This window comes from Nocardia sp. XZ_19_385 (assembly GCF_015355755.1).
Lineage (GTDB): Bacteria > Actinomycetota > Actinomycetes > Mycobacteriales > Mycobacteriaceae > Nocardia.
Genome location: NZ_JACVEE010000003.1, coordinates 809,026 through 830,289 on the forward strand (window position 1 = coordinate 809,026; position 21,264 = coordinate 830,289).

The window sequence follows — 21,264 nt, forward strand, 5'->3', positions numbered from 1 at the left end:
ATGCGCTGGGACCTACCCAACGATACGCACTCCCGGCGTGTCGTTCGAAGGTTTCTGGTGGACAAGAACTTTCATGTGACTAGCCTGGTTGGCATGCCGCTGAACCACGTAGAACGACAAGAGTTTCTCGCCCAGCCGCATATCGGGGCGCTGTCGGTGAACGCCGGCCCCGGCCGTGGGCCACTCACCGTGCCGATCTGGTACCAGTACGAGCCGGGAGGCGAACTCTGGTTCGTCACCGGCGCGGAATCACAGAAGATACGGGCACTGCGCGAGGCCGGGCGCTGCACCATGCTGGTGCAGCGGGCCGAGCCGACCGTGCGCTATGTGTCGGTGGAAGGGGCGATCCTGCGCATCGGCGAAATGACCGAAGACGAACACCGCGAGATGGCCGCGCGCTACCTGCCCGCCGACCAGGTCGACGGGTATCTGAAGGTGGCCGAGGCCTTCGGTGCCATGGTCACGGTACGTGTGCGACCCGAGCACTGGCTCTCGGCCGACCTCGGTGGGGGCGAGAACTACTAGTATCTCCCCTGGATGTATTCCGCGAGGTGCTGACGTTCGGTCGCGAGTTCGGAGATCGCGCTCTTGACCACGTCGCCGATGCTCACGATGCCCACCAGGCGGTCCTCCTCGACCACCGGCAGATGCCGGATCCGGTGCTCGGTCATGGTTTTGCGCAGCCCGTCGACATGGTCGGCGGGTGTGCAGGTGCGCACCTCGTGGGTCATGATGGCCGACACCGTGCTGTCGAGTATCTGCGCACCGTACTCGTGCAACCGGCGCACGACATCACGTTCGGAGACGATGCCCGCGATCGTGGAATCGTCGGGTGAGACCACCACCGCCCCGATATTGAGCTGGGCCAGCAGGCCGAGCAGGGTGCGGACCGTGGTGTCGGGTGTAACCGTGGCGACGTCATGACCCTTGCGACTCAAGATCTCCGCTATGCGCATCATTTCCTCCAGATGGCCGGGGGTTTCAGGATCTCGCGTTCGAGCGCCGGATACCTATGGTTCCGCGCATCGACTGCACAACAGATTCGCGCGGAAGCTTAAAGCCGGCGTGCGACGGTGCGATCGAGGTCCCGGGCCAGCAGCGCGATGGAAGCCTGCGAGATGCCCGCGGAGGTCGCGAGATCGATCGACGTGAGCTGGGCGATGCGGCGCAGCCGGTAGTCGACGGTATTGGGGTGCACGTAGAGCTGGCGTGCGGTCAGCTGCCGGTTCATGTCGTTGCCGAGGTAGGCGCGCATGGTGTCGAAGAGTTCGGGGTGTGCGTCCAGCGCGTCCAGGATGGTGGCGATGCGCCGGGTCGCCGGGCCGCCGCGAGTCAGCTGGTATTCCACTGCCAGATCGGCCATTTGGTAGAGGCCGGGGGCGCGGCCCCCGACCCGGACCAGGTTCAGTAGTTCGTGCGCTTGGTCGGCGGCGTCGGGGATCTGATCGGTATCGCTGGTGACCAGGGTGGCGGTGAGCGGGACCTCGGCGGCCTTGGCCAGCTGGTCCAGCGCGTCGGAGTCGAGCGGGGGCGCGTCGTCACCGTTCGGGATGAGCAGGGTGCCGCCCTTGGTGGACAGCAGCGCCAGCGCCCGGGATGCGAACACGGTGGCCAGCGCGGACTGTAGTCGGCGCAGCTTGCGGCGCGCGGCGACCTCGGCGTCGACCCGCGGATCGCGCTCGTCCGGATGCTGCGGAACCGACACGGCCACCACGTGATACGACTCGGCCACCGGCATCCCGGCCTGACGCGCCAGCGCCGAACTGCCGCGCCCGCTGAGCAGGGCCGAGGCCAGAGTCTGGGCGGCGGTCTGATGTTCCCGGGCGACCAGGTGCTGTTCCTCGACGTAGGCGTCGGAGACCGCGACCGTGATGGCTTCGAGCAGTTCCAGCATCAGGTCGGTGGCGACCAGTAGTTCGTCGACATCGTCGGCCTTGGCCTGCGCTGTCACCAAACCCAGTGCGATGCGGATGCCTTCGTGATAGGCGCGCAGGATGGTGCCCAGCGGCACTGCCTCCCGGGCCCATTGGGTGGCCGCCTCGCGCACCTCGGTCAAGCGTTCCTCGTCGGGGACGGCCCGGCGGTCGAACATCTCGGCGGCCAGCGTGAGCACGCTGCGAGTCAATTTGGTGACATCGCCACGCAGTTGCTCGCCCGGCAGCGTGCGGCACGGCGCCATACAGGTGGCGAAGTAGCCGACCATTCGCGAGGCCACCCGATCGGTGTTCTGCAGCGGCACCGAGGCGGGCCGGCCGCCGATTTCCAGTGCCGCAGCGGGTAGTTCGGTGGTCAGGTCCAACGCGGAGAAGGTCATAGGTGTCGCTTCCAATGCCACATCGGACGTAATAGAACTGCGCCCGAATCGTTGCATCACTATACGAAAAAGTTATGAACCTAGGGAAGCTTCAGTGAGATCCATTGCTCCGCAAACCCACTGTGTGGGATGTGAATTCGCTGGATAAGCCCTGGCTATCGGTTGTCAAGGGCACCAGGCGATTTCGGGGCTATTCGTCGTCCAGGCCCGCGGACAGATACGCGGCGGCGGCCAGCCACTGGCGGCACGCCGGGCCGTGTACCTCGTGGACGTAAAGGATTTCGCGGGCCCGCCGGTAGGTGAGACTGCCCGGCTCGACGCCGCATCGGTCACCCACCGCGTCGGCGGCGGGCTGCCGGGTCTGGAGGCCGGTGGCGCTCGCCGTCGCCACCCGGTGGGGAGTTCTGAATGCCTGGTTCATGTCGACCACCCTCGCGTCTGGCGATGGGGAGGCGATTTAGTGGCAACGCCGGCGCGAACTCCCTGCGTGCCTCCCCGGTTAACTGCATTCGATTTTAGGCGTCTGCGCCTTGCAGATGCAAGTACATTTGCACGATCGACCAACTCTGCCAAAGGTTTACTGGGCCATAACAAAAGACAGTTCCGACCGGTTGGTCGGAACTGCCTTTTTCAGTTCGGAATTACGGCTTGCGAGCCACTCCGCCGTAGGCCGAGATCGGCCGGTTCTCGCCGACTTCGGTCGCGCCGGCGCGCCACTCGGTGATCGAGACGAAACCGGGCTCGACCATTTCCAGCCCCTCGAAGGCCGCCTCGATCTGGGCCTGCGGGCGCGGAATGTAGGGCGTGCCGCCGGTTCCGGTGTAGTTCTCGCACAGCGTGACGTAGGCCTTGCTGTCGTCGGTGCCGTCCCACATGACCAGATAACTGCCGGAGGGCACGGCGGACAGGACGGTGTCCACAATGCGCCGCAGATCCTCGTAGGTGCGGGCATGGCCGAGGACGCCCATGAACATGACGCCGATCGGCTCCTCGAAATTCAGCACGTTCTTGGCGGCGGCGATGATCTGCTCGGGGTAGTGGTAGTCGGCATCTATATAGGTGGTGACACCCTCGGCGGTGGTGCTGGTCAGTAGCGCGCGCGCGTGGGTGAGCACCAGCGGGTCGTTGTCGACGTAGACGATTTTGGCTGTGGGCGTGACGCTTTGGGCCACCTCGTGGGTGTTCTGCATGGTCGGCAGGCCGGTGCCGATGTCGAGGAACTGGGTGATCCCCTTCTCGCCGGCCAGGAACTTCACCGCTCTGATGAGGAACTGCCGGGACTGCACGGCCATGGTGCTGATGTCGGGGTCCACTTCGAGACCGGCGTCGCCCGCGATCCGATCGATTTCGTAATAGTCCTTGCCCCCCATCCAGTAGTTCCAGATGCGGGCCGAATGCGGGATATCGGTCCGGATCAATGGGGCGTGGTCTTCAGGCATGGCGGCTGACTCCTCAGCGAGCGGTGTAACCGCGGCACGCCGCGAACGGGTGTCGCGAATGGCTGGTGCATCCGATGTGCACTGTGACAGTACAAGGTTCGGCCTCGCCAAGCGGTGCGGATGGCCGAGCTGAACACGGCTTTTTCGGGCGTGTCGGAAATGGCATCAATAAAGCCGACCAGTAGGTATGAAACTTCTTGTGCGGCATGGTGAACTCCGTGCTACCGTTCGAATGTCGGTGCAAATGCAAGAACATTTGAGAGTGCAGATGCAAAACCGGCCCCAAAGGATCTCTACACTGCGGAACCGAGGAGTGGGGAAATGTCCGACATCACCACACGCAAGATCGAAAGCAACTGGCGTAAGAGCTCGTTCAGCGGCCCCAGTGGCGGCAACTGCGTCGAATTGGCGCAGGCCTCCGGCGGCCTGGTGGCCATGCGTAACTCGCGTGACCCCGAGGGTGCGATGATCTTCTACACCCGTCCGGAGATCGACGCGTTCGTCCGCGGCGCGAAGGCAGGAGAATTCGACGATCTGACTTGCTGAGCGGTAACATTGCGGTCGGTGCGGTGTGTCTCTAGACGGCGCGTTTGTGACACACTGGTGGGCAACCTCGAGTATCGGAGACGAACTCCATGATCGCAGAACCCGATGACGACGGTCGTGTGCAATCGGTTGTCGCGGAACGTGGTCCGACTGTGCTTCGGATCGCGCTCGGCGGGCAGTTACGAAAACTCCGGGAGAGTTGCAACATCACCCGGGAGGCCGCGGGCGACGCGATCCGTGGATCGCACGCCAAGATCAGTCGTCTCGAGTTGGGCCGCACCGGCTTCAAAGAACGAGACATCCGCGATCTGCTGACGCTCTACGGGATCACCGATCCCGAAGAACGCGAGCGGTTCCTGGATCTGGCCAGGCGGGCGAACGAGCCCGGCTGGTGGCATCGCTACAGTGACCTGCTGCCGTCGTGGTTCGGCACCTACCTCGGCTTGGAGCAGGCGGCGAGCAAGATCCGTACCTACGAAGCGCATTTGGTGCCTGGGCTGTTGCAGACGCCCGACTATGCGCGCGCTGTGCTGTCGCTCGGAAGCGACGACGCCGACACCGATCGGCGCGTCGCCGTGCGGCAGCATCGCCAAGAGTTGCTGTACCGCGTGGATCCGCCGGTGCTGTGGGCCGTCATCGATGAGGCCGCACTGCATCGGCCGGTCGGCGGTCCCGGTGTCCATCGCGATCAGATGCGCCACCTGTGCAAGCTCGCGGCACTGCCGAACGTCACCGTCCAGGTGCTGCCGTACGCGGCCGGCGAGCATGCCGCCGCAGGTAGCTCGTTCAGCATCCTGCGCTTCTCCGAGCGCGAGCTGCCCGACATCGTCTACCTCGAACACCTCACCAGCGCTCTGTATCTGGATCGCCGGCAGGATCTCGAGATGTATCTGACGGTGATGGACAGGTTGAGCGTGCAGTCGCTGCCGCCGGACAAGTCCATCGATCTGATCAACGAGTACGCGGCAGGTCTCTAGGCGAGCTGTAGCCTCCCCGCGACCACGCAAACCGTACAAACGCAAGAGTGCGGGCGACCGATCGAGTCGCCCGCACTCTTGTTTTGTGCGATGGGGGAGTAAGGCCGCAGCGCGGCCGAATACCTAAGTGTGACGGGTAGTTCCGCTGAGCGCGTCTGATGGTCACCGGGACCGAAATCGCGGAGCGGGTGAATTGTCCGTTATCCCAAGCGAATCGGCCGCGGCGCCCGCCGGAGCGGGCCGCGTCGCGCTGGATCCGGACCGAGCCGCCGAGCGCACCTGTGGTGCGACCGTGCTTGCGGCGAAGACATCTGTCGGGTGTCATAATGGCGCTGGTGAGCGCTGGTGAACCCGATAGGTACTGCGGCGCAGCGGTATTCGGCCCCGTGCCGCAGTCGGCGTCCTACTGCTTGATGCAGCTGGACGCGATGCGCCAGAACGTCGACGGCTGCAGGACGTTCATATCCCAGTCGTCGGCCATGGCGTGGGCCGTGGAAACGATCCGATCGATATCGAAATCGTTCCTGGTGGCCGCGCCGGTGGACTCGACGGCATGAATGACGAACGCGACTGCGGTATCGCGCGAATATGGTGCTTTTCGGTGGCCGCTACGGGCCGACGATGTACTCATAGTTGTACCGTTCGCTGGCTGGTCGGCCAATGCGGCATCGGCGAAGCCGAGCCGGCCGCCGTAGTGTGGTTGGTTCATTCGAACGCCCCTTTGGTCTGGCGGCAGCAAACCTTTGGCAACAGCACCATCGGCTCGCTCACGCGGCCTCCCCTGGTTGTCCCCTGTAAAGCCCTGCGGGTCTGAGTTTAGGGCTGGCGGCCTTTCAGATGCAAGTACATCTGCACTATCGATTGCATTCGCACTACGGGTTTTTCACGATTCCAGGCACTTTCCCGAATGTCCCGACCGGGTGGTTTTGTTGATCCGCCCGAGACCACGAGACGAATTCGTGACTAGGTCGGCTATGGCCTTGCTGAGCAGGGCGGAATCGGCCGGTCCGGGCAGGTTGTCGATGCCGCTGAACGTGTTCGAGCCCGGTGTTCGAAGAAACTCGTCAATCTGACTTGGCGCCATTCGGTTTGGCTAATTAATAGTTAATTCAACGCTCGGGGCCGCCGGGATTGCACGAGGCATCAACGGTCGCCTGATAACCGACCGCGGGCCGCCACGGCTCGAGATTCCAGCTCGGTTTGTTCGGCTGGACCAGCCGGGCCCAGACCCAGTGGCACACGAATTGATCACGCATGCCCGGGGAATCGGCGTCCGGCGCCGCGGTGACCACTTCCTGCCAGGCGCGTTCGTCCGATCCGGGATAGCTGGTTTTCCGTCCGGCCTGCGCCGGGAAGACCAGCAGGCGTGCGCCGTCCACGGCTTCGGTCCATTCGACGCGATCGATCAGCGCGACACCCGCGTAGGGATCGACGGTGGGGGTTGCGGTGGTACTCGTCGTTGTTGTAGAGGGCGGCACGGGCGTCGTTTCCGGTGCGGAGACCGGCTCCGCCGGCGAGCCGCAACCCGCCAGCGCGAGGGCAGCGGCCAACACCGCGGTACGCGGCCACGGGTGTTTCGGCACAGTCGGCGTCCTCTCTATCGAACACCTGAGCGTAGTCAGCTGTCGCCGCCACTGATTGTGGTGTCTTGATTGGCGCCGCCCAACGTGGCAATAGTCAGTCGGTGATGCGGACTCAGATCATGACGGGTGCGGTGAGCGTCGTGATCGCGCTCGCCGTCGCCTTGGCTCCCCCGGCCGGAGCACAGGCGACAGCGCCGGGCACGGTGACCGACGTGACGGCAGCCCCGGAGCGCGTGCGACTGGCGGCGGCGGCCTCGTCGCAGCGGATCACCTACTGGTCGCGCGGGCCGCGTGGACCGATGCAGAGCACCGGAATGGTGTACCTGCCCCCGGGGCCGCCCCCGCCGGGCGGCTGGCCGGTGGTCGCGTACGCGCACGGCAGCATCGGCATCGCCGACCAATGCGCGTTCACCCTGCAGCCGCGCGACTACTACCTCACCGAGGTGTACCCGGATCTCCTGCGCGCCGGTTTCGCGGTGGTGATCTCCGATTACGTCGGGCTCGGTACGCCGGGCACCCATCCCTACCTGGACGGCCCGTCGCAGGCGCGCAGTGTGATCGACGGCGTGCGCGCGGCCCGCACCGTGACATCGGACCTGAGTAATAGATGGGCGGTGCTCGGGCAATCACAGGGCGGCCAGACCGCGCTGTTCGCCGCGCACCTCGCACCCGCCGACGCACCGGAGCTGCAGCTGCGCGGCGCGGCGGCCACTGGGCCACCGTCGAATCTGGAGCTCATCGCGCCGCTGCTGGGTCCCTGGGTGCCGCGGCTGCCCCTGCGGATGACGACCGCCTACTTCGCGATGATCGTGGCCGGACTGCGGGCGACCGCTCCGGAACTCGATGTGGACAGCTACCTGACCGACACCGGGCGCGCGGTGCTGGACGTGGTCGAGTCGAATTGCGTGACCGAGGCCGACGAACTGGTCCGCGATGTGGCGATCGGGGAGATGCTGAACCAGCCGCTGCAGGATCCGGCGCTGATCGCGGCCGTGCACTCGATGCTGCGGATCCCCGTCGAGGGACATTCCATCCCGCTGTTCATCGGGCAAGGTGTGGCGGACCTGGACGTGCCGGCGCCGCTGAGCGCCAAGCTGATCGCGGAATTGGAGCTGGCCGGGGCGAATCTGCAGGTCGGTGTCTACCCGGGTGATCATCTCGGGGCGGCTCGCCAGGCTTTCCCGGACGCGCTGGCCTTCCTGCATCGCGTGCTCGATCAGCCGTGAGGCCCGCACACAGACTGAATCCGCCAAACTTGTGAATTACCAACATATTCCCGCCATACCCTGCCGCTCGCCCGTGACGTTGACCGAGGATGATCACGAACGTTGAACCTGGGAGAGGCTTATGTCGATGGGGTATTCCCTACGTTCGGAGAAGAGAGCACTGTCGCGGGTGGTGGGCGCGATGGTGCTGGGGATTGTGATGGTGCTCGGCACCGCCGCCGGTAGTCACGGCACACCGCTGTATCCAGAGCCCGATCCGGACCCGTTCTACGCCACACCGGCGGACCTGGCGGCCAAGAAGCCCGGCGACGTGCTGGGCGTGCGCGCCATGCCGCCGCTGCTGATCTTCCCGGACACCACCGTGACACTGGTGCGGTTCCGGTCCACCAACTCCGAGGGCAAGCCGATCGCGGCCACCACCACGGTGCTGACCCCGCGCTCGCATCAGCCGGACGGTCCGCTGCTGTCGTTCCAGCACATCATCAACGGGCTCGGCGCGGAATGCTCGGTGTCGAGGGTGCTCTACACCAGTGACCCGAACCTGCTCGTGCGCGAGGCGCCGGGCTGGAATGTGCTGCTGCAGCGCGGCTGGAGCGTGGCGCTGCCCGACCACCTCGGCCCGAACTTCGCTTACGGCGCGGCCAAATTGGGCGGTCAGATCACCCTGGACGGGATCCGCGCGGTCAAGCGCGTGGACGAACTGCGGGTGGCCAAGAGCCCGACCACCATGATCGGCTACTCCGGTGGCGGCATGGCCACGGCATGGGCGGCGGCCTTGCAGCCCAAGTACGCGCCAGAACTGGAGATCGCCGGCGCCGCCATGGGCGGAGTGCCGATGAATCTGGTGAAGATGATGGAGGGCCTCGGCCTGGGCGCGCACCCGGTATTCGGTCTGGCCCTGGCGGCCGGGCTCGGACTGGAACGCGAATACCCGAAGCGATTCCCGCTCAGCGATCAGCTCAACGACCGCGGCCTCGCCGCCCGCGCGGCAATCGCCAACAGCTGCACCAACGACATCATCGCCACCGGAGCCGGACGCGGCGCCATCGATTTCGCGAAGACCACGTCGATGATCAACGACGCCCAGGCTCGCGCGGTGGTCGAGGAGAACAGCCTCGAACTGTATGACGGCGCGCCGAAAATGCCGGTGTTCGAATGGCATTCACCGATCGATGGGCTGGTACCGGTCGATGCGATCGTGAACACCACCAAGCACTGGTGCGGGGCCGGGGCGAAGGTGCAGGCGGAGCAGATTCCGGTGCCGGATCATTTGACGGCGGCGGTGCTCGGCATCCCCGCGGCGCTGGGGTGGATCGACGCACGCTTCCGAGGAGAGCCTGCGCCATCGAACTGCCCATAATCGATGGGTTAGATTGCGATTTGGCGTCATGAGGTGGGGGACTGGGGTGTAAACGGGTGTCCGGGTATGGGGTTGGGGCTAACCTGAGCTTCCTGTGCCCGGTTCCGCAGGGGCATTTCGGGGGGCTGGCAGTGCGCAGAGATCCGAAGGCCGCGACGTTCCGGGGTGCAGGGACATCGATGTCGCATCCCAGGGGCTTGTGCTATGAGAAGTACGCGCGCACTGCTTTTCGCTGTGCTGTTGTTGTGCCCGTTGTTCGCCGCTCCGGCGGTGGCGCAGCCGCCGGGCCCGCCGATACCTGACCTATCCGGGGGGTTGTTGCCTGGGATTCAGCAGTGGATCGATCAGGTTATTCCGCCGCCGCCGATCAATCCGGTGCCGCATCCGAATGCGCCGGAGTTGGTTGAATCTGCGGGTGGTGCACCGGGACTCGCGGCGCTGTGGCAGGCGACGTTGCCCAGCAATGTGGGGGATGCGATGTTCGACGCGTGGCCTGCCGGTTTGGCTGATTACGCGCCCGGGCAGGTGATCGAGGTTCGTGATGTCACCGCGACCGCTGGTGTGCTGGTGCTGGTTCCGTTTCGGCAGGCGTTGCTGCTGAAGTACCGCACGACCGATGCGCATGGGCGGCCCTCGTTCGCTACTGCGACGCTGGTGATCCCGCATGGCGCTTGGACGGGGCCGGGGGATCGGCCCGTGGTAGTGAACAATCTGCCGATCGACGGGCTCGGGCGGGACTGCACGCCGGGATACAGCTTGGCGCATGGGCTGGCTGCCGAGGTCAGTGGGACCGACTATTTGCCGCCCACAACGCAATTGGCGTTGTTGCGGGGTTACGCGGCGTTGATTCCCGACCATCAGGGTCCGTGGATGGCCTATGCCGAACCTTATGTCGCGGGGCACGCGATTCTCGACGGGATCCGGGCGGTACGCGGGCGGATGCCGAATGAGTTCGGGGACAGCGCATTCGGCTTGCTCGGCTACTCCGGCGGTGCCATCGCCACGCATGGCGCGGTGAAATTGCTGGCCGGCTACGCGCCGGAGCTGACCGGGGTGGTGGCCGGTGCGGCGCTGGGCGGCGTGCCCGCGGATTATCAGATCCTGGCGCGCAGCATGAACGCCAACCTGGCCTCGGCGGTGTTCATCGCCGCCACCTTCGGGGTGGCCCGCGAGCGTCCCGAAATCCTCGGCAAGATGAACAATTTCGCGCAGTGGGTGTCCACCTCCCCCGCGAAAGACCTGTGCGGCAGCATCTTCGGCGCCGCCGGGGTGTTCATGCTCCCGATGGACATCGCGGCCAACTTCCCGGACCCGCTGAACTCGGAGTTCGCCGCCGAGATCTATCGGGTGACGCGCATGGAAGGCATGAAATCCGCTGTGCCGCTCTACATCTACAACGGGGAGCAGGAGTTCTGGATCCCCGCGGAGGGCGCGCGCAACCTGTATCGCGAGCAGTGTGCCCTGGGTGCGTCCGCCGTGTATCGCAGCGTGTTCGGTGAACATGTCGTCGGCGCGGTCCTCGGCTATCCGGAGGCGGTCGGCTGGCTCGACGAGCGCCTGCGCGGCGTGCCCGCCACCAGTGAGTGCTGAAAGCCGGTGCGGCCGTTGGTCACTGCCTGGTCATGACGGTGCGCTGCGCGGGGCCGGACCAGCCGCAGGGTAAGTCGCACGTGGCCGAGATGGTCACCACGATCTCGCCGCTCCGCTTGGTGGACGGGGCGCGAACCTCCGCGGCCCGCGCGGGGTAACCGCAGGCGGGGCACTTGCCGAAGTAGTTCAGAATCTCCTTGACGACCGTGGCCGGCTCGTCTCCTTCACTCATATTTCGACAGTAGGTGACTTTAACCTTCTGTGCTGTGGATCACAGTGGTTTGCGTGGGTGTCACAACGCCGAATCGGGCGAATCGTGAAAGGGAACAACGAGATAGGGGCATGGCGGGTCCGTCCGAGTATTGGGTAGGGAACAAACGCGGCGGACCCGCCACTGGCCCGACCCCTACGCAGCGAACGAGGGACCGAGCTTGGCTACGAAAGTAGGCGACCCGCAACGGATTCGGCGGATCGAGGGCTGGATCTCGGAGATCGCATCACCGCCGTCCCGGCGCCGTTGTGATCCACCACAATCGGTTCGGTTCACATCGGAAACAGATTGTGCTTGCGCGGGTTCGACCGGCGGGTCGCGGTCTTGTCGCGCAGCAGCCGCAACGCCTTGCGAATCTCCAGCCGGGTCTGCGACGGCTCGATGACGGCGTCGATGTATCCGCGCTCGGCCGCTGTCCACGGGGTCGCCACCGTGGCGTTGTAGAAGTCGATCATCTGACCGCGCACCGTCTCGCGCTGATCCGGCGGCGTCACCGCCAGCTGCTTGCGGCCCACGATGCTCACCATGGATTCCGCGCCCATCACCGCCAGTCGTGCGGTGGGCCAGGCGAAGCTGATATCCGCGCCGAGCTGCTTGCAGCCCATCACCGCGTAGCCACCGCCGTAGGCCTTGCGGGTCACGATGGTCACGATCGGCACGGTCGCCTCGATCAGCGCGCGGAACATCCGGCCGCCGCGCTTGATGACGTGGTTGCGTTCCTCGTCGACACCCGGCAGCACGCCCGGAGTGTCGACCACATAGATCAGTGGCACGTGGAAGGCGTCGCACAGCCGGATGAAGTGGGCGGCCTTGTCCGAGCATGCGGCGTCCAGCGCGCCACCGAGCACCAGCGGCTGGTTGGCGACCACGCCGACCGGCCGCCCGTCCACCCGCGCGAAGCCGGTGATGAGGTTCTGTGCGCTGCCGGCGGCGAGTTCGTGGAACGCGCCGTCGTCGAAGATGCGCAGCAGGATGTCGTGCATGTCGTAGCCGACCTTGTCCGAGTCCGGCATGAACCGGTCCAGCTCGCGGTCGGAGTCGGTGAGTTCGGGTTCCAGGCCGGGATTGAGCACCGGCGGCTGCTCCAGGCAGCTGGTCGGCAGGTAGCTGAGGTACTCGCGGGCCCACTCGAAGGCCGCCTGCTCGGTCTGCGCGACATGGTGCACGGTGCCGTTGGTCTGCAGCGCCTCGGCGCCGCCGAGCTCCTCGGCGGTGACCTCGGAGCCGGTGACGGCCTTGATCACCTCCGGGCCGGTCACGAACATATAGGAGTCCTCGGTGGCGACCAGGACGTCCATATTGATGGGCCCGTACACCGAGCCCGCCGCGCATTTGCCGAGCATGATCGCCACCATCGGCACGAAGCCGGACAGGTCCTCCTGCCAGCGGCACATATTGGCGTACCAGGCCAGCGAGGTGACGCCGTCCTGGATGCGGGCCCCGCCGGAGTCGTTGATGCAGACCACCGGGCAGGCGTTGTTGAAGGCGAACTCCATGGCGGCGCCGACCTTGCGGCCGAACATCTCGCTGACCGAGCCGCCGTAGACCGTCTGATCGTGCGAGATCACCACGACCGGGCGGCCGTCGATGTAGCCGCGGCCGGTCACCACGCCGTCGCCGTACATCGCCTCGCCCCCGCCGGGCTTGCGCACCAGCGCGCCCAATTCGATGAACGAACCGGCGTCGAGCAGCATCTGCACCCGCTCGCGGGCGCTGGGTATGCCTTTGGATTTGCGTTTCGCGATGCCGGTCTCGCCCGCGGGTTCGGCGGCGAGCTCCAGGATGTCCCGGAGATGATCCAGCTTGTCTCGCGTAACGCTCACTCTGTCTAGCCCTTCGAAATCTAGGTGGCCGCCTGTGCTGCTGCCGGGGTCGACGGTAGCCCAGGTGCGGCGCTCGATGCTAGCGAACCTCACAGCGTGACGGGCCCGCCGTGAGGGCATGCCACTGATTTCCGCGCACCGCTCGGCGGCGGGCTCAGCCTGGCAGTGACGCAGCGCCGGGGAATTGCGCGGCCGGCGCTGCGTCATCATTCCGCGAAATCGGGAAGCGAATGGCTGTGATCTGCTTGTGATTTCGCCCAATGCAAGGGATAGCGCCTGGTGACATCCCCGATTCCGGCGCCGAAACAGCGGCCGCCGCGGCAATTCGCCCTAACCTCGGACCCACCCTGAAAGCCTGAGGGGGACAAAGGAGTTACTCGGTGCCGACCAGCTTGACCGATCTCGACATCCTGCGGGAACTCGAACCAACCGCCGAAGGCCTGCTCGAGGACCACTTGCGCAAGGCCAAGGCCTGGAACCCGCACGACTATGTACCCTGGGACGACGGGCGCAATTTCGCCGCACTCGGCGGAATCGACTGGGAGCCGGAGCAATCGCAATTATCGGAGGTGGCGCGGGTCGCGATGGTGACAAACCTCCTCACCGAGGACAACCTGCCGTCCTATCACCGGGAGATCTCGGAATCGTTTTCCCTGGACGGTGTCTGGGGCACCTGGGTCGGTCGTTGGACCGCCGAGGAGAATCGGCACGGTATCGTCCTGCGGGACTATCTGGTGGTAACCCGGGCGGTCGATCCGGTAGCGTTGGAGCAGGCTCGCATGGCGCATATGACCACCGGCGTCGCGAAACCTGTGAAAGGGCCGCAGTTTCTGCGTTCGGTGGCCTATGTGACCTTGCAGGAGCTGGCCACTCGGATCAGTCACCGCAATACCGGAATCGCCTGTGCCGAACCCATCGCGGAAGCTATGCTGCAGCGGATCGCGGGGGACGAGAACTTGCATATGATCTTTTATCGGAACCTCAGCGCCGCGGCGCTGGACCTGGCACCGAACGAGATGCTGCGTGCCATCACCGATATCGTCACGCGCTTCCAGATGCCCGGCCTCACCCAGCCCAACTTCCGGCGCAACGCCGTCCTGCTGGCCAAACGCGGCATCTACGATCTGCGCCAGCATCTCGATGTGGTGGTCCGCCCGGTGCTGCGGGCCTGGAATGTCTTCGAGCGCGACGATCTGACCGATGACGGCGAACGGGCGCGCGACGAACTGCACGCCTACCTGGAAGAACTGGACGTGAAGGCCCGCCGGTTCGAGGAGCAGCGCGACCGCGCCGCCGCCAGGGAAAGACAGCGGGCCGCCGCCACCGTATGAACAGACGCGTACCCCAGACAGCCGCGGCGATCCTGGCCATCGCCGCGGTTGCCGCCGCGCCGGTGATCGCGGAAGTCCGTGCGCAGCCGAACAATCCGATCTTGGACCAGATCGCCACGCCGACTCCGCCGCCGCCGGTCGACCCCAAGATGACCCGCACCGGCCTGCTGCGCACCGAACCGGTCGGTCCGCGCCGGGAACGCCTGCACATCGCGTCCGCGGCCATGCGCCGCGTCATCACCGTGGATGTACTGCGCGGCAGCGGCGACGGCCCGCGTCCGGTGCTCTACCTGCTCGACGGCGTCGACGGCGATCCCACCTCCGGCTGGATCACCAAGGGCCGCGCGGCGGAGTTCTTCGCCGACAAGCCCGTCGACGTGGTGCTGACCAGCGGCGGTACCGGCAGCATGTACTCCGACTGGGTGCGCCACGATACGGCGCTGGGGTTGAACCGGTGGGAAACCTTCCTCACCGAAGAGCTCCCGCCCATCGTGGAATCGCTGCTGCGCTCGAACGGGAAACGCGCCATCGCGGGTGTCTCGATGGGCGCGCAGGCCGCGATGATGCTGACCCAGCGCCATCCCGGCCTGTACCGGGCGGTGGCCGGAATGAGCGGCTGCTATTCCACCGCGGATCCGCTCGGCCACGCCGTCACCACGATCACCGTCGCCTCGCGCGGCGGGAACGTGGAAAACCTGTGGGGCCCACCGAGTTCCCCGGAATGGGCGGCACACGACTCCTTGCTGGGCGCCGAAAAGCTGCGGGGCACAGAGATTTACCTCTCGGCTTCCAGTGGCGCGCCGACGGCCGCGGACCTGGTCGCCATCGCGAACGCACCCTCCATCGTCGACGCGCTGCGCATGGCGGGCGGCGGTACGGCGCTGGAAGCCGGTGCGCGCCAGTGCACCGAGCGGTTCGCGGCGCGCCTGTCCGAGCTGGAAATCCCTGCCACCGTGGAGTATTCGCCCCAGGGCATGCACACCTGGCCGGACTTCGAGGCGCAGCTGCCGCGCGCGTGGCGGGTGCTCGCCACGGCGCTCGGCCTATAGCGCCGCACCGGGGAAGCGCATTTCCGCTGCCGCGTAACCGAAGAGCCGGCGCCCCTCGGCGCGGGCGTCGAGGGCCACGGTGGCCTTGCGGCGGCGCGGGTCCTTGGAAGTGATCCGACCGCGGAACTCGATCGGGCACGGCGTGTCCACCGGAATCCGCAGACCATGCGTGTAATGCGCGAACTGGGCGCGGAACCGCAGCACGGCGGAGGGGTCGCCGGACCAGGCGCTCAGATATCCGGCCGCGAGACCGAGTTTGAGCATGCCCGGGGCGATGACGGCCGGGCGATCCGCGGGACCGCCGAGCACTCGCGAGTAGCGATTCAGATCGGTGCGGGTCAGATCGATGACCTGTGCGGGCAGTTCCGAGCCGACCGTCAGCGCGTCGAAATCCACTGTGGTGCGCGGCATTCGAAGCGAAACCGGGCGTGCGAGCGTCGCGGGACGGACCGGATTCAGGGTGGCTTGCCGGGCCGGGCCCGGTGCGCCGTCACCGGTGCGGGCGAGGAGCGCCGTGGAGCCGGTCTGCACCACCGCGCCACGCTGATCGGTGAGTACGGTTTTGATCGCCAGCACGTCATAGGCGGCGAAATGCCGGAACGATTCGAAATAGGCGCGACAGGTCAGCCGGTCACCCGCGACCAAGGGCCGCACCGGATCGAGCACCTGATCGGCGTGCAGAATTCGATCCGGGTCGTAGCCGGGCACCAGGGAATCCAGAATTTCGCGCTGGGCCTGGGTCAGAATTACCGATCCGAAAGTCGGCGGCGCGATCAGTGCCGGGAAACCGAGCGCGGCCGCGGCGCTGTCGCGCCAGTGCGCCGGATGGAAATCATGGACGGCGAGGGCGAATTCGCGAATACGTTCCCGGGTCACCCGGTAGCTGGCGGCCGGAAAGTTCCGCAGGGTCACCGGTGCGCCCGCGTGGGCGAATGCGGCGGCGAGATCACTCATTATTTGCTCCTCTTTCACGCCGGGCCGAAGGGCAGGGCCAGCAGCGGGATCTGCTCCGGGGTCAGGGTGCCGCTCACGGCGACCCCGGCGGCGGTGAAATCACCGTCCGCGCGGTCGATGTGGTCGGCGGAGGTGACCACCACCGCGTCCCGGGCGCCGATCTCGCGCATGATCCGGGCCGAATGCGCGGCGTTCTCCAGGGTGCAGGTGGCGTCGGACTCCAGGTGGATCCGGTCGGCCGGAATGCCGTGGGCGACGAGCCAGCCCGCCATCGCACCCGCCTCGGTCACGCCGTTGCGCGGATTGCCGCCGGTCACGATGATCGGCGCGGCCGGCGCCAGCAGCGCCTGCACGAATCCGGTGTGCAGGCGGGCGATCAGCTCCGGGCGCATCTCGCCGTCGGGCAGCAGGCCGTAGCCGAGGACGACGATCGCGGTTCCGGGTCCACGGAACCCGAGCTGGGTCGAGGTGCTGGGCACGGGATCGGTGATCGCCGAACCGGAGTTCTGGGCGTAGGTGGCCGGGGCACTCAGCAGTACCGCCGTCGCGCCCGCCAGGCCGGCGGCGACGCACAGCGCCGGGTGGTTGCGCAGGGTGAACGAGTCGAGCATGGCAATCTCCATTGATTAGCCACCGAGTGGCCGCGATGGCTGGAATTACTACATCCATGATTGCGCCGGGCGCGCCGATGTGGACCCGGCTTTTTCGGATATGAGGAGAATTCACCGTTGCGGGACAGCGGTTTTGGGACCGGCCGCATATTCGGAGAAACAGTACTTCAGACCGGGAACTGTGCCCGATCCCTGTTTCCGCTCGAGCTCCTTCGTGAGGTGTCCAGATACCGATCTGTCACGTCGTTTTCCGGGTGTCCGAGTTCTAGCGTTTCTCGCAGTCGTTCACAGGAAGGCTAGTTATGAAACGAAGTACCTGCGGCCGCTCGGCCCGTTGGAAAGGGACCGGCGCCGCGGTGGTGATGGGCGTCTCCGTCCTCGCCATGAGCTTTGCCGGCGTTCCGGCGCAAGCGCAGCCGGAACCCGCGCCCACCGAGCAGACTCTGGCCGAATACATCCGGGCGGGCCTGAAGGTGCAGCCCGTCGCCGATTCGGGCAGCGGTCTCGGTTCGTCCTGCAACTCCGGCAGCGGCGCCGGCTCGGGCAACGGCTCCGGCGACTGCTACGGCGGTTCCGGCTCCAGCTCCGGCTCGGCCGGCGGATACGCAAGCGACACGGTCGGTTACGGCCCGCCCATGACGTCCTGGCTGGGCGCGTTCGGCCACGGCCTGCTCAACCCGGACGTCGCGCCGCCGGGCACCAACGATTGGAACTGCAAACCGACCGAGGCGAATCCGCGGCCGGTGATCGCGCTGCACGGCACTTGGATGAACGCCTACAACGGTTTCGCCTACATGGGCCAGCCGATGAAGGACGCCGGCTTCTGTGTGTTCACCTTCAACTACGGCCGCTCGAACCTGCTCGAGGGCGGCGGCCTGGGCTCGGTGCTGCCCGGCGTGATGGGTACCGGCTACATCCAGGATTCGGCGAAACAGGTTGCCACCTTCGTGGATCGGGTGCTGGCCGCGACCGGGGCCGAGGAGGTCGACATCGTCGCGCACTCCCAGGGCGGCTCGATGGCGAACTGGTACACCAAGTTCGAGGGCGGCGCGGCCAAGGTGAAGAACCTCGTCACCTACGGCGCCACCCACCACGGCACCAGCCTGGTCGGCATCGGCGCGCTGGGCCGGGCGATCAACAACCTCGGTATCGACATCCTCGGGTTCATCGAGATCTTCGTCGGGCATGCGGGCATCCAGCAGACCATCGGCTCGGATTTCGTGAACAAGCTCAATGCCGACGGCGACACCGTCCCCGGGGTCGACTACACCATCGTCGCTACCCGCTACGACGAAGTGACCAACCCCTACGATCTGACGTTCCTGAAGCCGGGTCCCGGCGCGCAGGTCAGCAACATCCTGCTGCAGGACGGGTGTGAGCAGGACCTGTCGGACCATCTGACGATCATGTACTCGCCGCGGGCGCTGTCCATCGCGCTGCGGGCTCTGGACCCGGCGGGTCATCCGCAGCTGGCGTGCACGTTCAATCCGTGGCTGATCGGGGGTGGTGGCTCCCTGTAGAGACCGGTGCCCGCCGCGCATCCATCGAACCCTGACTCCCCGAGGGTTGCGCGGCCGGCGCCGATCGCCGGATGCCGCAACCGGACAGGGCTGCCCCTCGCGCCTGTTCCGGAACGCACCACCGGCGGCCTGGCCCACCGAGCGGGATCCGCACACATTCCCCCGCTCGGTGGGTTCCGGCGTTGTTTCGTTCTCTGAGATTAGGAGTAGGCGATGCGAGCCATTGCGGTCGCTGCCGTTTCGATTGCCCTGCTTGTCTGTTCGCCCGGCTCCGGGGTCGCGACGCCCGGTGAGCCCGCCGAACCTGTTCCGGCGCGGGCGTTCTCGGCCGCGCGGCCCGCGCCGAACGGGTCGCATCTGATCGCCGCCGTGCAGGGCGCGGGGCGGGTGGTCGATCTGACCGTGCATTCGGCGGCGATGGCGCGTCCGGTGACGGTGGCGGTGCTGCCCGCGGCGGATCCGTCGCGGCCCGCGCCGGTGCTGTACCTGCTCAACGGCGTCGACGGCGGCAACGACGACCGGCGGTGGACCGAGGGCAGCAACTGGCTCACCAAAACCGATGCCGCACAGTTCTTCTCGGACAAACAGGTCACCGTGGTGATCCTGATGGGCGGGCAGGGCAGTTTCTACGCCGACTGGCTGGCCGACGACCCGGTGCTCGGCCGGCAACGCTGGACGACGTTCCTGACCCGGGAGCTGCCGCCCATCGTGGACACCGCGTTCAGCGGCACGGGCGCGAATGCCGTTGCGGGACTGTCGATGGCCAGCGGCGCCGGGTTCCGGCTCGCGCTGGCCGCGCCGGGGTTGTATCGCGCGATCGGGTCCTACAGCGGTTGCATCCGCACCAGCGATGCGCGGGGTCAGGCGATGGTGGATGCCGTGGTCGCCGCGCGCCTCGGCAACGCACTGAACATGTGGGGGCCGCCCGCCCACCCCGCCTGGGCCGCGAACGACCCCTACCTGCACGCCGAGAAACTGCGTGGCACAACGATCTATGTCACTACCGGCACCGGGCTGCCGGGTCCGCTCGACACCCTGGGCGCGCCCGGAATCGATTTCAACCCGATCAAGCTGGTCGACCAGCTGCTGATCGGCGGTGTGCTGGACGCGGTGACTCAGCGATGTACCGAGCAACTACGGGATCGGTTCGCGGAGTTGGCGATTCCCGCCACCTTCGACTTTCGGCCGAGCGGCACGCACTCCTGGGGCTACTGGCAGCAGGACCTGCACAACTCCTGGCCGCTGTTCGCGGCCGCGATCGGAGCGTGACCTATGCGCCGATGCTGTCCAGGAAGACCGATTTCAGCTTGGCGACATAGCGATTCACCGACTCGTGCGCGATGGGTGTGTCGGGGAAGATCACGCTGAGCGAGGTGCCCGAGGGGAACCGGTTGATCCACATCAGCACCTCCTCGGTAGCGGCGCGGTTGGCGTAGATGCCGCCGCGCGCGATATCGAAGAACTCGTTGCCATCGAAGTCGCGGGCATCGACGTAGGAGATCATCGGGGTGGACCAGTCCGGGCTCAGATCGATTCCGGCTTCCGGCGCCAGTTCCAGGATGCGGTGATGCGACACCGTCAGTAGCCGTAATCCGTTGGTATAGGCGCGTTGTGCCCCGGCGAGAGTGCGTGCGAGCGTCGCGGTGGCGCTTACCGGGAAGGCGATCGGCACGAGCGTGACGTACCAGCCGACCGAGGCGATCTCCGCGACGGAGGTCCGAGTGCTGATCGGGGTCATGCCGAAGTAGTAGTCGCTGCCGGTGAGTTCGCGTTCGGCCAGGGCCGCGGCGGCGAAGATGCCGCCGGGGAATTCGGCGCCGTTCTCCTGGCAGAGGTGCTCGAAGCGCTGGGCGGCGTCCTCGTCGAACAGTGGCACGGTCAGGTGTGCGCTGCGGTTGTAGCCGTCTGTTTGTTTGCCGAGATCCAGTGGGAAGGACGGCAAGTCGCCGTCGTTGCCGCGCAGCAGCTCGAGCCATTTGCGGACCGCGGGTGTGGCCGGGGTCAGGGCGGCGGAGTACTTGCGTTCGCGCGTGCAGTAGTCGAGGTAGCTGGCCGGCGCGGGAAGCTCCGGGATGTCGTCCCAGCCCATCTCGCGGCCGTAGAGGTGCGCGAGGTCGAAACACGAGAGGTATTGGGCGACACCGTCGGTGTGCAGGTGATCGACCGCCAGATAGACCGTGGTCGAGGCCTCGTGCTCGATCGCCCCGAAGGTGAAGCAGTCCCATTGGAACGGGCCCGGGGTGGTCTTCTGCACGTGCTGGCGCAGGGCTTCGGCGTTGTCGGCCTCACCGTGTTCGACGGGGGTGAACTCGACCGCTTCGGGCGGCACCAGATGCCGCTGGACCGTCCCGCCGGACTCGAGGGCGAACCAGGTGCGAAAGGTGTCGTGCCGCAGCAGGAACGCGGTGATCGCGCGTGTCATCGCCGCCCGGTCCAGGCGGTCGGGTACCTCGGCGGTGACCACGCACAGCCCGGAGTAGCGGAAGTCCGCCTCGGCGTGGCGATCGGCCAGCCGGAGGTAGGCCTCCTGCTGGTGCGAAGGCGGCGCCGGGTGCGCCGGGGCCCGCGCGGCCCGGGCCACCGATTCCGGTGACGCGTGCCAGCTGACCAGCCGGCCCGGAGCCGGTTCCCATTCTTCGATCAGGCCGAAACTGACCATGGTGTACCTCG

Annotated in this window: 21 protein-coding genes; 10 read left to right on the plus strand and 11 right to left on the minus strand. The window is 66.5% G+C overall.

The genetic code is table 11. The annotated features are described in order from the left end of the window. Positions 1-93: 93 nt before the first annotated feature. Positions 94-525, plus strand: coding sequence for a pyridoxamine 5'-phosphate oxidase family protein (locus IBX22_RS27425; RefSeq protein ID WP_194818572.1), 432 nt, complete (start codon positions 94-96; stop codon positions 523-525). Here the strand turns inward: IBX22_RS27425 and IBX22_RS27430 are convergent. The 4 genes from IBX22_RS27430 to IBX22_RS27445 all read right to left on the minus strand — a co-directional run bounded on the left by IBX22_RS27430 (position 522) and on the right by IBX22_RS27445 (position 3,753). Next, the gene (locus tag IBX22_RS27430) at positions 522-956 is read right to left on the minus strand and encodes a CBS domain-containing protein (protein WP_194818573.1); all 435 of its coding nucleotides are present in this window, start codon (positions 954-956) and stop codon (positions 522-524) included. The two genes, IBX22_RS27425 and IBX22_RS27430, sit on opposite strands and share 4 nt — an antisense overlap. A 98-nt stretch (positions 957-1,054) precedes the next feature. Then, entirely contained in the window at positions 1,055-2,335 is a 1,281-nt protein-coding gene (locus IBX22_RS27435) for a helix-turn-helix domain-containing protein (protein ID WP_309234813.1), read from the minus strand. 169 nt (positions 2,336-2,504) lie between these two features. After that, positions 2,505-2,735 (minus strand): hypothetical protein, encoded by a 231-nt coding sequence (locus IBX22_RS27440; RefSeq protein WP_194818947.1) that lies wholly within the window; start codon positions 2,733-2,735, stop codon positions 2,505-2,507. Between the two features lie 220 nt (positions 2,736-2,955). Beyond that, on the minus strand, positions 2,956-3,753 hold the full coding sequence (locus tag IBX22_RS27445; protein WP_194818574.1) for an SAM-dependent methyltransferase: 798 nt from the start codon (positions 3,751-3,753) through the stop codon (positions 2,956-2,958). A 321-nt stretch (positions 3,754-4,074) separates the two neighbouring features. Between IBX22_RS27445 and IBX22_RS27450 the strand changes: the two genes are divergently transcribed. Together IBX22_RS27450 and IBX22_RS27455 are read left to right on the plus strand one after the other, a co-directional pair. Next, complete coding sequence (locus IBX22_RS27450; RefSeq protein WP_194818575.1) at positions 4,075-4,299, plus strand: DUF397 domain-containing protein; 225 nt, start codon at positions 4,075-4,077, stop codon at positions 4,297-4,299. Positions 4,300-4,388: 89 nt separating this feature from the next. After that, positions 4,389-5,276, plus strand: a complete 888-nt coding sequence (locus IBX22_RS27455; RefSeq protein WP_194818576.1) for a helix-turn-helix transcriptional regulator — start codon at positions 4,389-4,391, stop codon at positions 5,274-5,276. Between the two features lie 403 nt (positions 5,277-5,679). On the opposite strand, the gene IBX22_RS27460 is transcribed toward IBX22_RS27455, so the two are convergent. Together IBX22_RS27460 and IBX22_RS27465 are read right to left on the minus strand one after the other, a co-directional pair. Then, a complete protein-coding gene (locus IBX22_RS27460; RefSeq protein ID WP_228539484.1) occupies positions 5,680-5,907 on the minus strand; it encodes a hypothetical protein in 228 nt (75 codons plus the stop codon). A 478-nt stretch (positions 5,908-6,385) separates the two neighbouring features. Further along, positions 6,386-6,859 (minus strand): DUF2599 domain-containing protein, encoded by a 474-nt coding sequence (locus IBX22_RS27465; protein WP_194818578.1) that lies wholly within the window; start codon positions 6,857-6,859, stop codon positions 6,386-6,388. A 104-nt stretch (positions 6,860-6,963) separates the two neighbouring features. On the opposite strand from IBX22_RS27465, the gene IBX22_RS27470 reads away from it, so the two are divergent. From IBX22_RS27470 to IBX22_RS27480, 3 genes are all read left to right on the plus strand, one after another. Beyond that, positions 6,964-8,085, plus strand: coding sequence for a lipase family protein (locus tag IBX22_RS27470; RefSeq protein WP_228539487.1), 1,122 nt, complete (start codon positions 6,964-6,966; stop codon positions 8,083-8,085). Positions 8,086-8,212: 127 nt separating this feature from the next. Next, entirely contained in the window at positions 8,213-9,445 is a 1,233-nt protein-coding gene (locus IBX22_RS27475; protein WP_375540281.1) for a lipase family protein, read from the plus strand. Between the two features lie 204 nt (positions 9,446-9,649). Next, a complete protein-coding gene (locus IBX22_RS27480) occupies positions 9,650-11,035 on the plus strand; it encodes a lipase family protein (RefSeq protein WP_194818579.1) in 1,386 nt (461 codons plus the stop codon). 19 nt (positions 11,036-11,054) lie between these two features. Here IBX22_RS27480 and IBX22_RS27485 read toward each other — a convergent pair whose 3' ends face one another. Both IBX22_RS27485 and IBX22_RS27490 read right to left on the minus strand, forming a co-directional pair. Further along, positions 11,055-11,267: a hypothetical protein gene (locus IBX22_RS27485; RefSeq protein ID WP_194818580.1), complete on the minus strand. Its 213-nt coding sequence runs from the start codon at positions 11,265-11,267 to the stop codon at positions 11,055-11,057. A 311-nt stretch (positions 11,268-11,578) separates the two neighbouring features. Next, the gene (locus IBX22_RS27490; RefSeq protein WP_194818581.1) at positions 11,579-13,129 is read right to left on the minus strand and encodes an acyl-CoA carboxylase subunit beta; all 1,551 of its coding nucleotides are present in this window, start codon (positions 13,127-13,129) and stop codon (positions 11,579-11,581) included. A 380-nt stretch (positions 13,130-13,509) separates the two neighbouring features. Between IBX22_RS27490 and IBX22_RS27495 the strand changes: the two genes are divergently transcribed. Both IBX22_RS27495 and IBX22_RS27500 read left to right on the plus strand, forming a co-directional pair. Continuing rightward, positions 13,510-14,460, plus strand: coding sequence for an acyl-ACP desaturase (locus IBX22_RS27495; protein WP_194818582.1), 951 nt, complete (start codon positions 13,510-13,512; stop codon positions 14,458-14,460). After that, positions 14,457-15,509 carry an alpha/beta hydrolase family protein gene (locus tag IBX22_RS27500; RefSeq protein ID WP_194818583.1) on the plus strand — a complete coding sequence of 351 codons (1,053 nt, stop codon included), beginning with the start codon at positions 14,457-14,459 and terminating at the stop codon, positions 15,507-15,509. Before IBX22_RS27495 ends, IBX22_RS27500 begins: the two co-directional genes overlap by 4 nt. Here the strand turns inward: IBX22_RS27500 and IBX22_RS27505 are convergent. Together IBX22_RS27505 and IBX22_RS27510 are read right to left on the minus strand one after the other, a co-directional pair. Next, complete coding sequence (locus IBX22_RS27505; RefSeq protein WP_194818584.1) at positions 15,504-16,463, minus strand: MaoC family dehydratase N-terminal domain-containing protein; 960 nt, start codon at positions 16,461-16,463, stop codon at positions 15,504-15,506. The two genes, IBX22_RS27500 and IBX22_RS27505, sit on opposite strands and share 6 nt — an antisense overlap. A 14-nt stretch (positions 16,464-16,477) precedes the next feature. After that, positions 16,478-17,074: a YdcF family protein gene (locus tag IBX22_RS27510; RefSeq protein ID WP_228539489.1), complete on the minus strand. Its 597-nt coding sequence runs from the start codon at positions 17,072-17,074 to the stop codon at positions 16,478-16,480. A gap of 302 nt (positions 17,075-17,376) precedes the next feature. Between IBX22_RS27510 and IBX22_RS27515 the strand changes: the two genes are divergently transcribed. Next, positions 17,377-18,594 carry a triacylglycerol lipase gene (locus IBX22_RS27515; RefSeq protein WP_194818586.1) on the plus strand — a complete coding sequence of 406 codons (1,218 nt, stop codon included), beginning with the start codon at positions 17,377-17,379 and terminating at the stop codon, positions 18,592-18,594. A gap of 213 nt (positions 18,595-18,807) precedes the next feature. After that, on the plus strand, positions 18,808-19,863 hold the full coding sequence (locus IBX22_RS27520) for an alpha/beta hydrolase family protein (RefSeq protein WP_194818587.1): 1,056 nt from the start codon (positions 18,808-18,810) through the stop codon (positions 19,861-19,863). Between the two features lies 1 nt (position 19,864). On the opposite strand, the gene IBX22_RS27525 is transcribed toward IBX22_RS27520, so the two are convergent. Beyond that, positions 19,865-21,253, minus strand: coding sequence for a condensation domain-containing protein (locus tag IBX22_RS27525; RefSeq protein WP_194818588.1), 1,389 nt, complete (start codon positions 21,251-21,253; stop codon positions 19,865-19,867). Between the last annotated feature and the right edge of the window lie 11 nt (positions 21,254-21,264).

Excerpts from the sequence above, each read along its gene's own strand:
- IBX22_RS27425 (WP_194818572.1), top strand. The coding sequence starts at position 94 with ATGCCGCTGAACCACGTAGAACGACAAGAGTTTCTCGCCCAGCCGCAT.
- IBX22_RS27430 (WP_194818573.1), bottom strand. The coding sequence starts at position 956 with ATGCGCATAGCGGAGATCTTGAGTCGCAAGGGTCATGACGTCGCCACG.
- IBX22_RS27440 (WP_194818947.1), bottom strand. The coding sequence starts at position 2,735 with ATGAACCAGGCATTCAGAACTCCCCACCGGGTGGCGACGGCGAGCGCC.
- IBX22_RS27445 (WP_194818574.1), bottom strand. The coding sequence starts at position 3,753 with ATGCCTGAAGACCACGCCCCATTGATCCGGACCGATATCCCGCATTCG.
- IBX22_RS27450 (WP_194818575.1), top strand. The coding sequence starts at position 4,075 with ATGTCCGACATCACCACACGCAAGATCGAAAGCAACTGGCGTAAGAGC.
- IBX22_RS27455 (WP_194818576.1), top strand. The coding sequence starts at position 4,389 with ATGATCGCAGAACCCGATGACGACGGTCGTGTGCAATCGGTTGTCGCG.
- IBX22_RS27460 (WP_228539484.1), bottom strand. The coding sequence starts at position 5,907 with ATGAGTACATCGTCGGCCCGTAGCGGCCACCGAAAAGCACCATATTCG.
- IBX22_RS27470 (WP_228539487.1), top strand. The coding sequence starts at position 6,964 with ATGCGGACTCAGATCATGACGGGTGCGGTGAGCGTCGTGATCGCGCTC.
- IBX22_RS27475 (WP_375540281.1), top strand. The coding sequence starts at position 8,213 with ATGGGGTATTCCCTACGTTCGGAGAAGAGAGCACTGTCGCGGGTGGTG.
- IBX22_RS27480 (WP_194818579.1), top strand. The coding sequence starts at position 9,650 with ATGAGAAGTACGCGCGCACTGCTTTTCGCTGTGCTGTTGTTGTGCCCG.
- IBX22_RS27485 (WP_194818580.1), bottom strand. The coding sequence starts at position 11,267 with ATGAGTGAAGGAGACGAGCCGGCCACGGTCGTCAAGGAGATTCTGAAC.
- IBX22_RS27500 (WP_194818583.1), top strand. The coding sequence starts at position 14,457 with ATGAACAGACGCGTACCCCAGACAGCCGCGGCGATCCTGGCCATCGCC.
- IBX22_RS27505 (WP_194818584.1), bottom strand. The coding sequence starts at position 16,463 with ATGAGTGATCTCGCCGCCGCATTCGCCCACGCGGGCGCACCGGTGACC.
- IBX22_RS27510 (WP_228539489.1), bottom strand. The coding sequence starts at position 17,074 with ATGCTCGACTCGTTCACCCTGCGCAACCACCCGGCGCTGTGCGTCGCC.
- IBX22_RS27515 (WP_194818586.1), top strand. The coding sequence starts at position 17,377 with ATGAAACGAAGTACCTGCGGCCGCTCGGCCCGTTGGAAAGGGACCGGC.
- IBX22_RS27520 (WP_194818587.1), top strand. The coding sequence starts at position 18,808 with ATGCGAGCCATTGCGGTCGCTGCCGTTTCGATTGCCCTGCTTGTCTGT.
- IBX22_RS27525 (WP_194818588.1), bottom strand. The coding sequence starts at position 21,253 with ATGGTCAGTTTCGGCCTGATCGAAGAATGGGAACCGGCTCCGGGCCGG.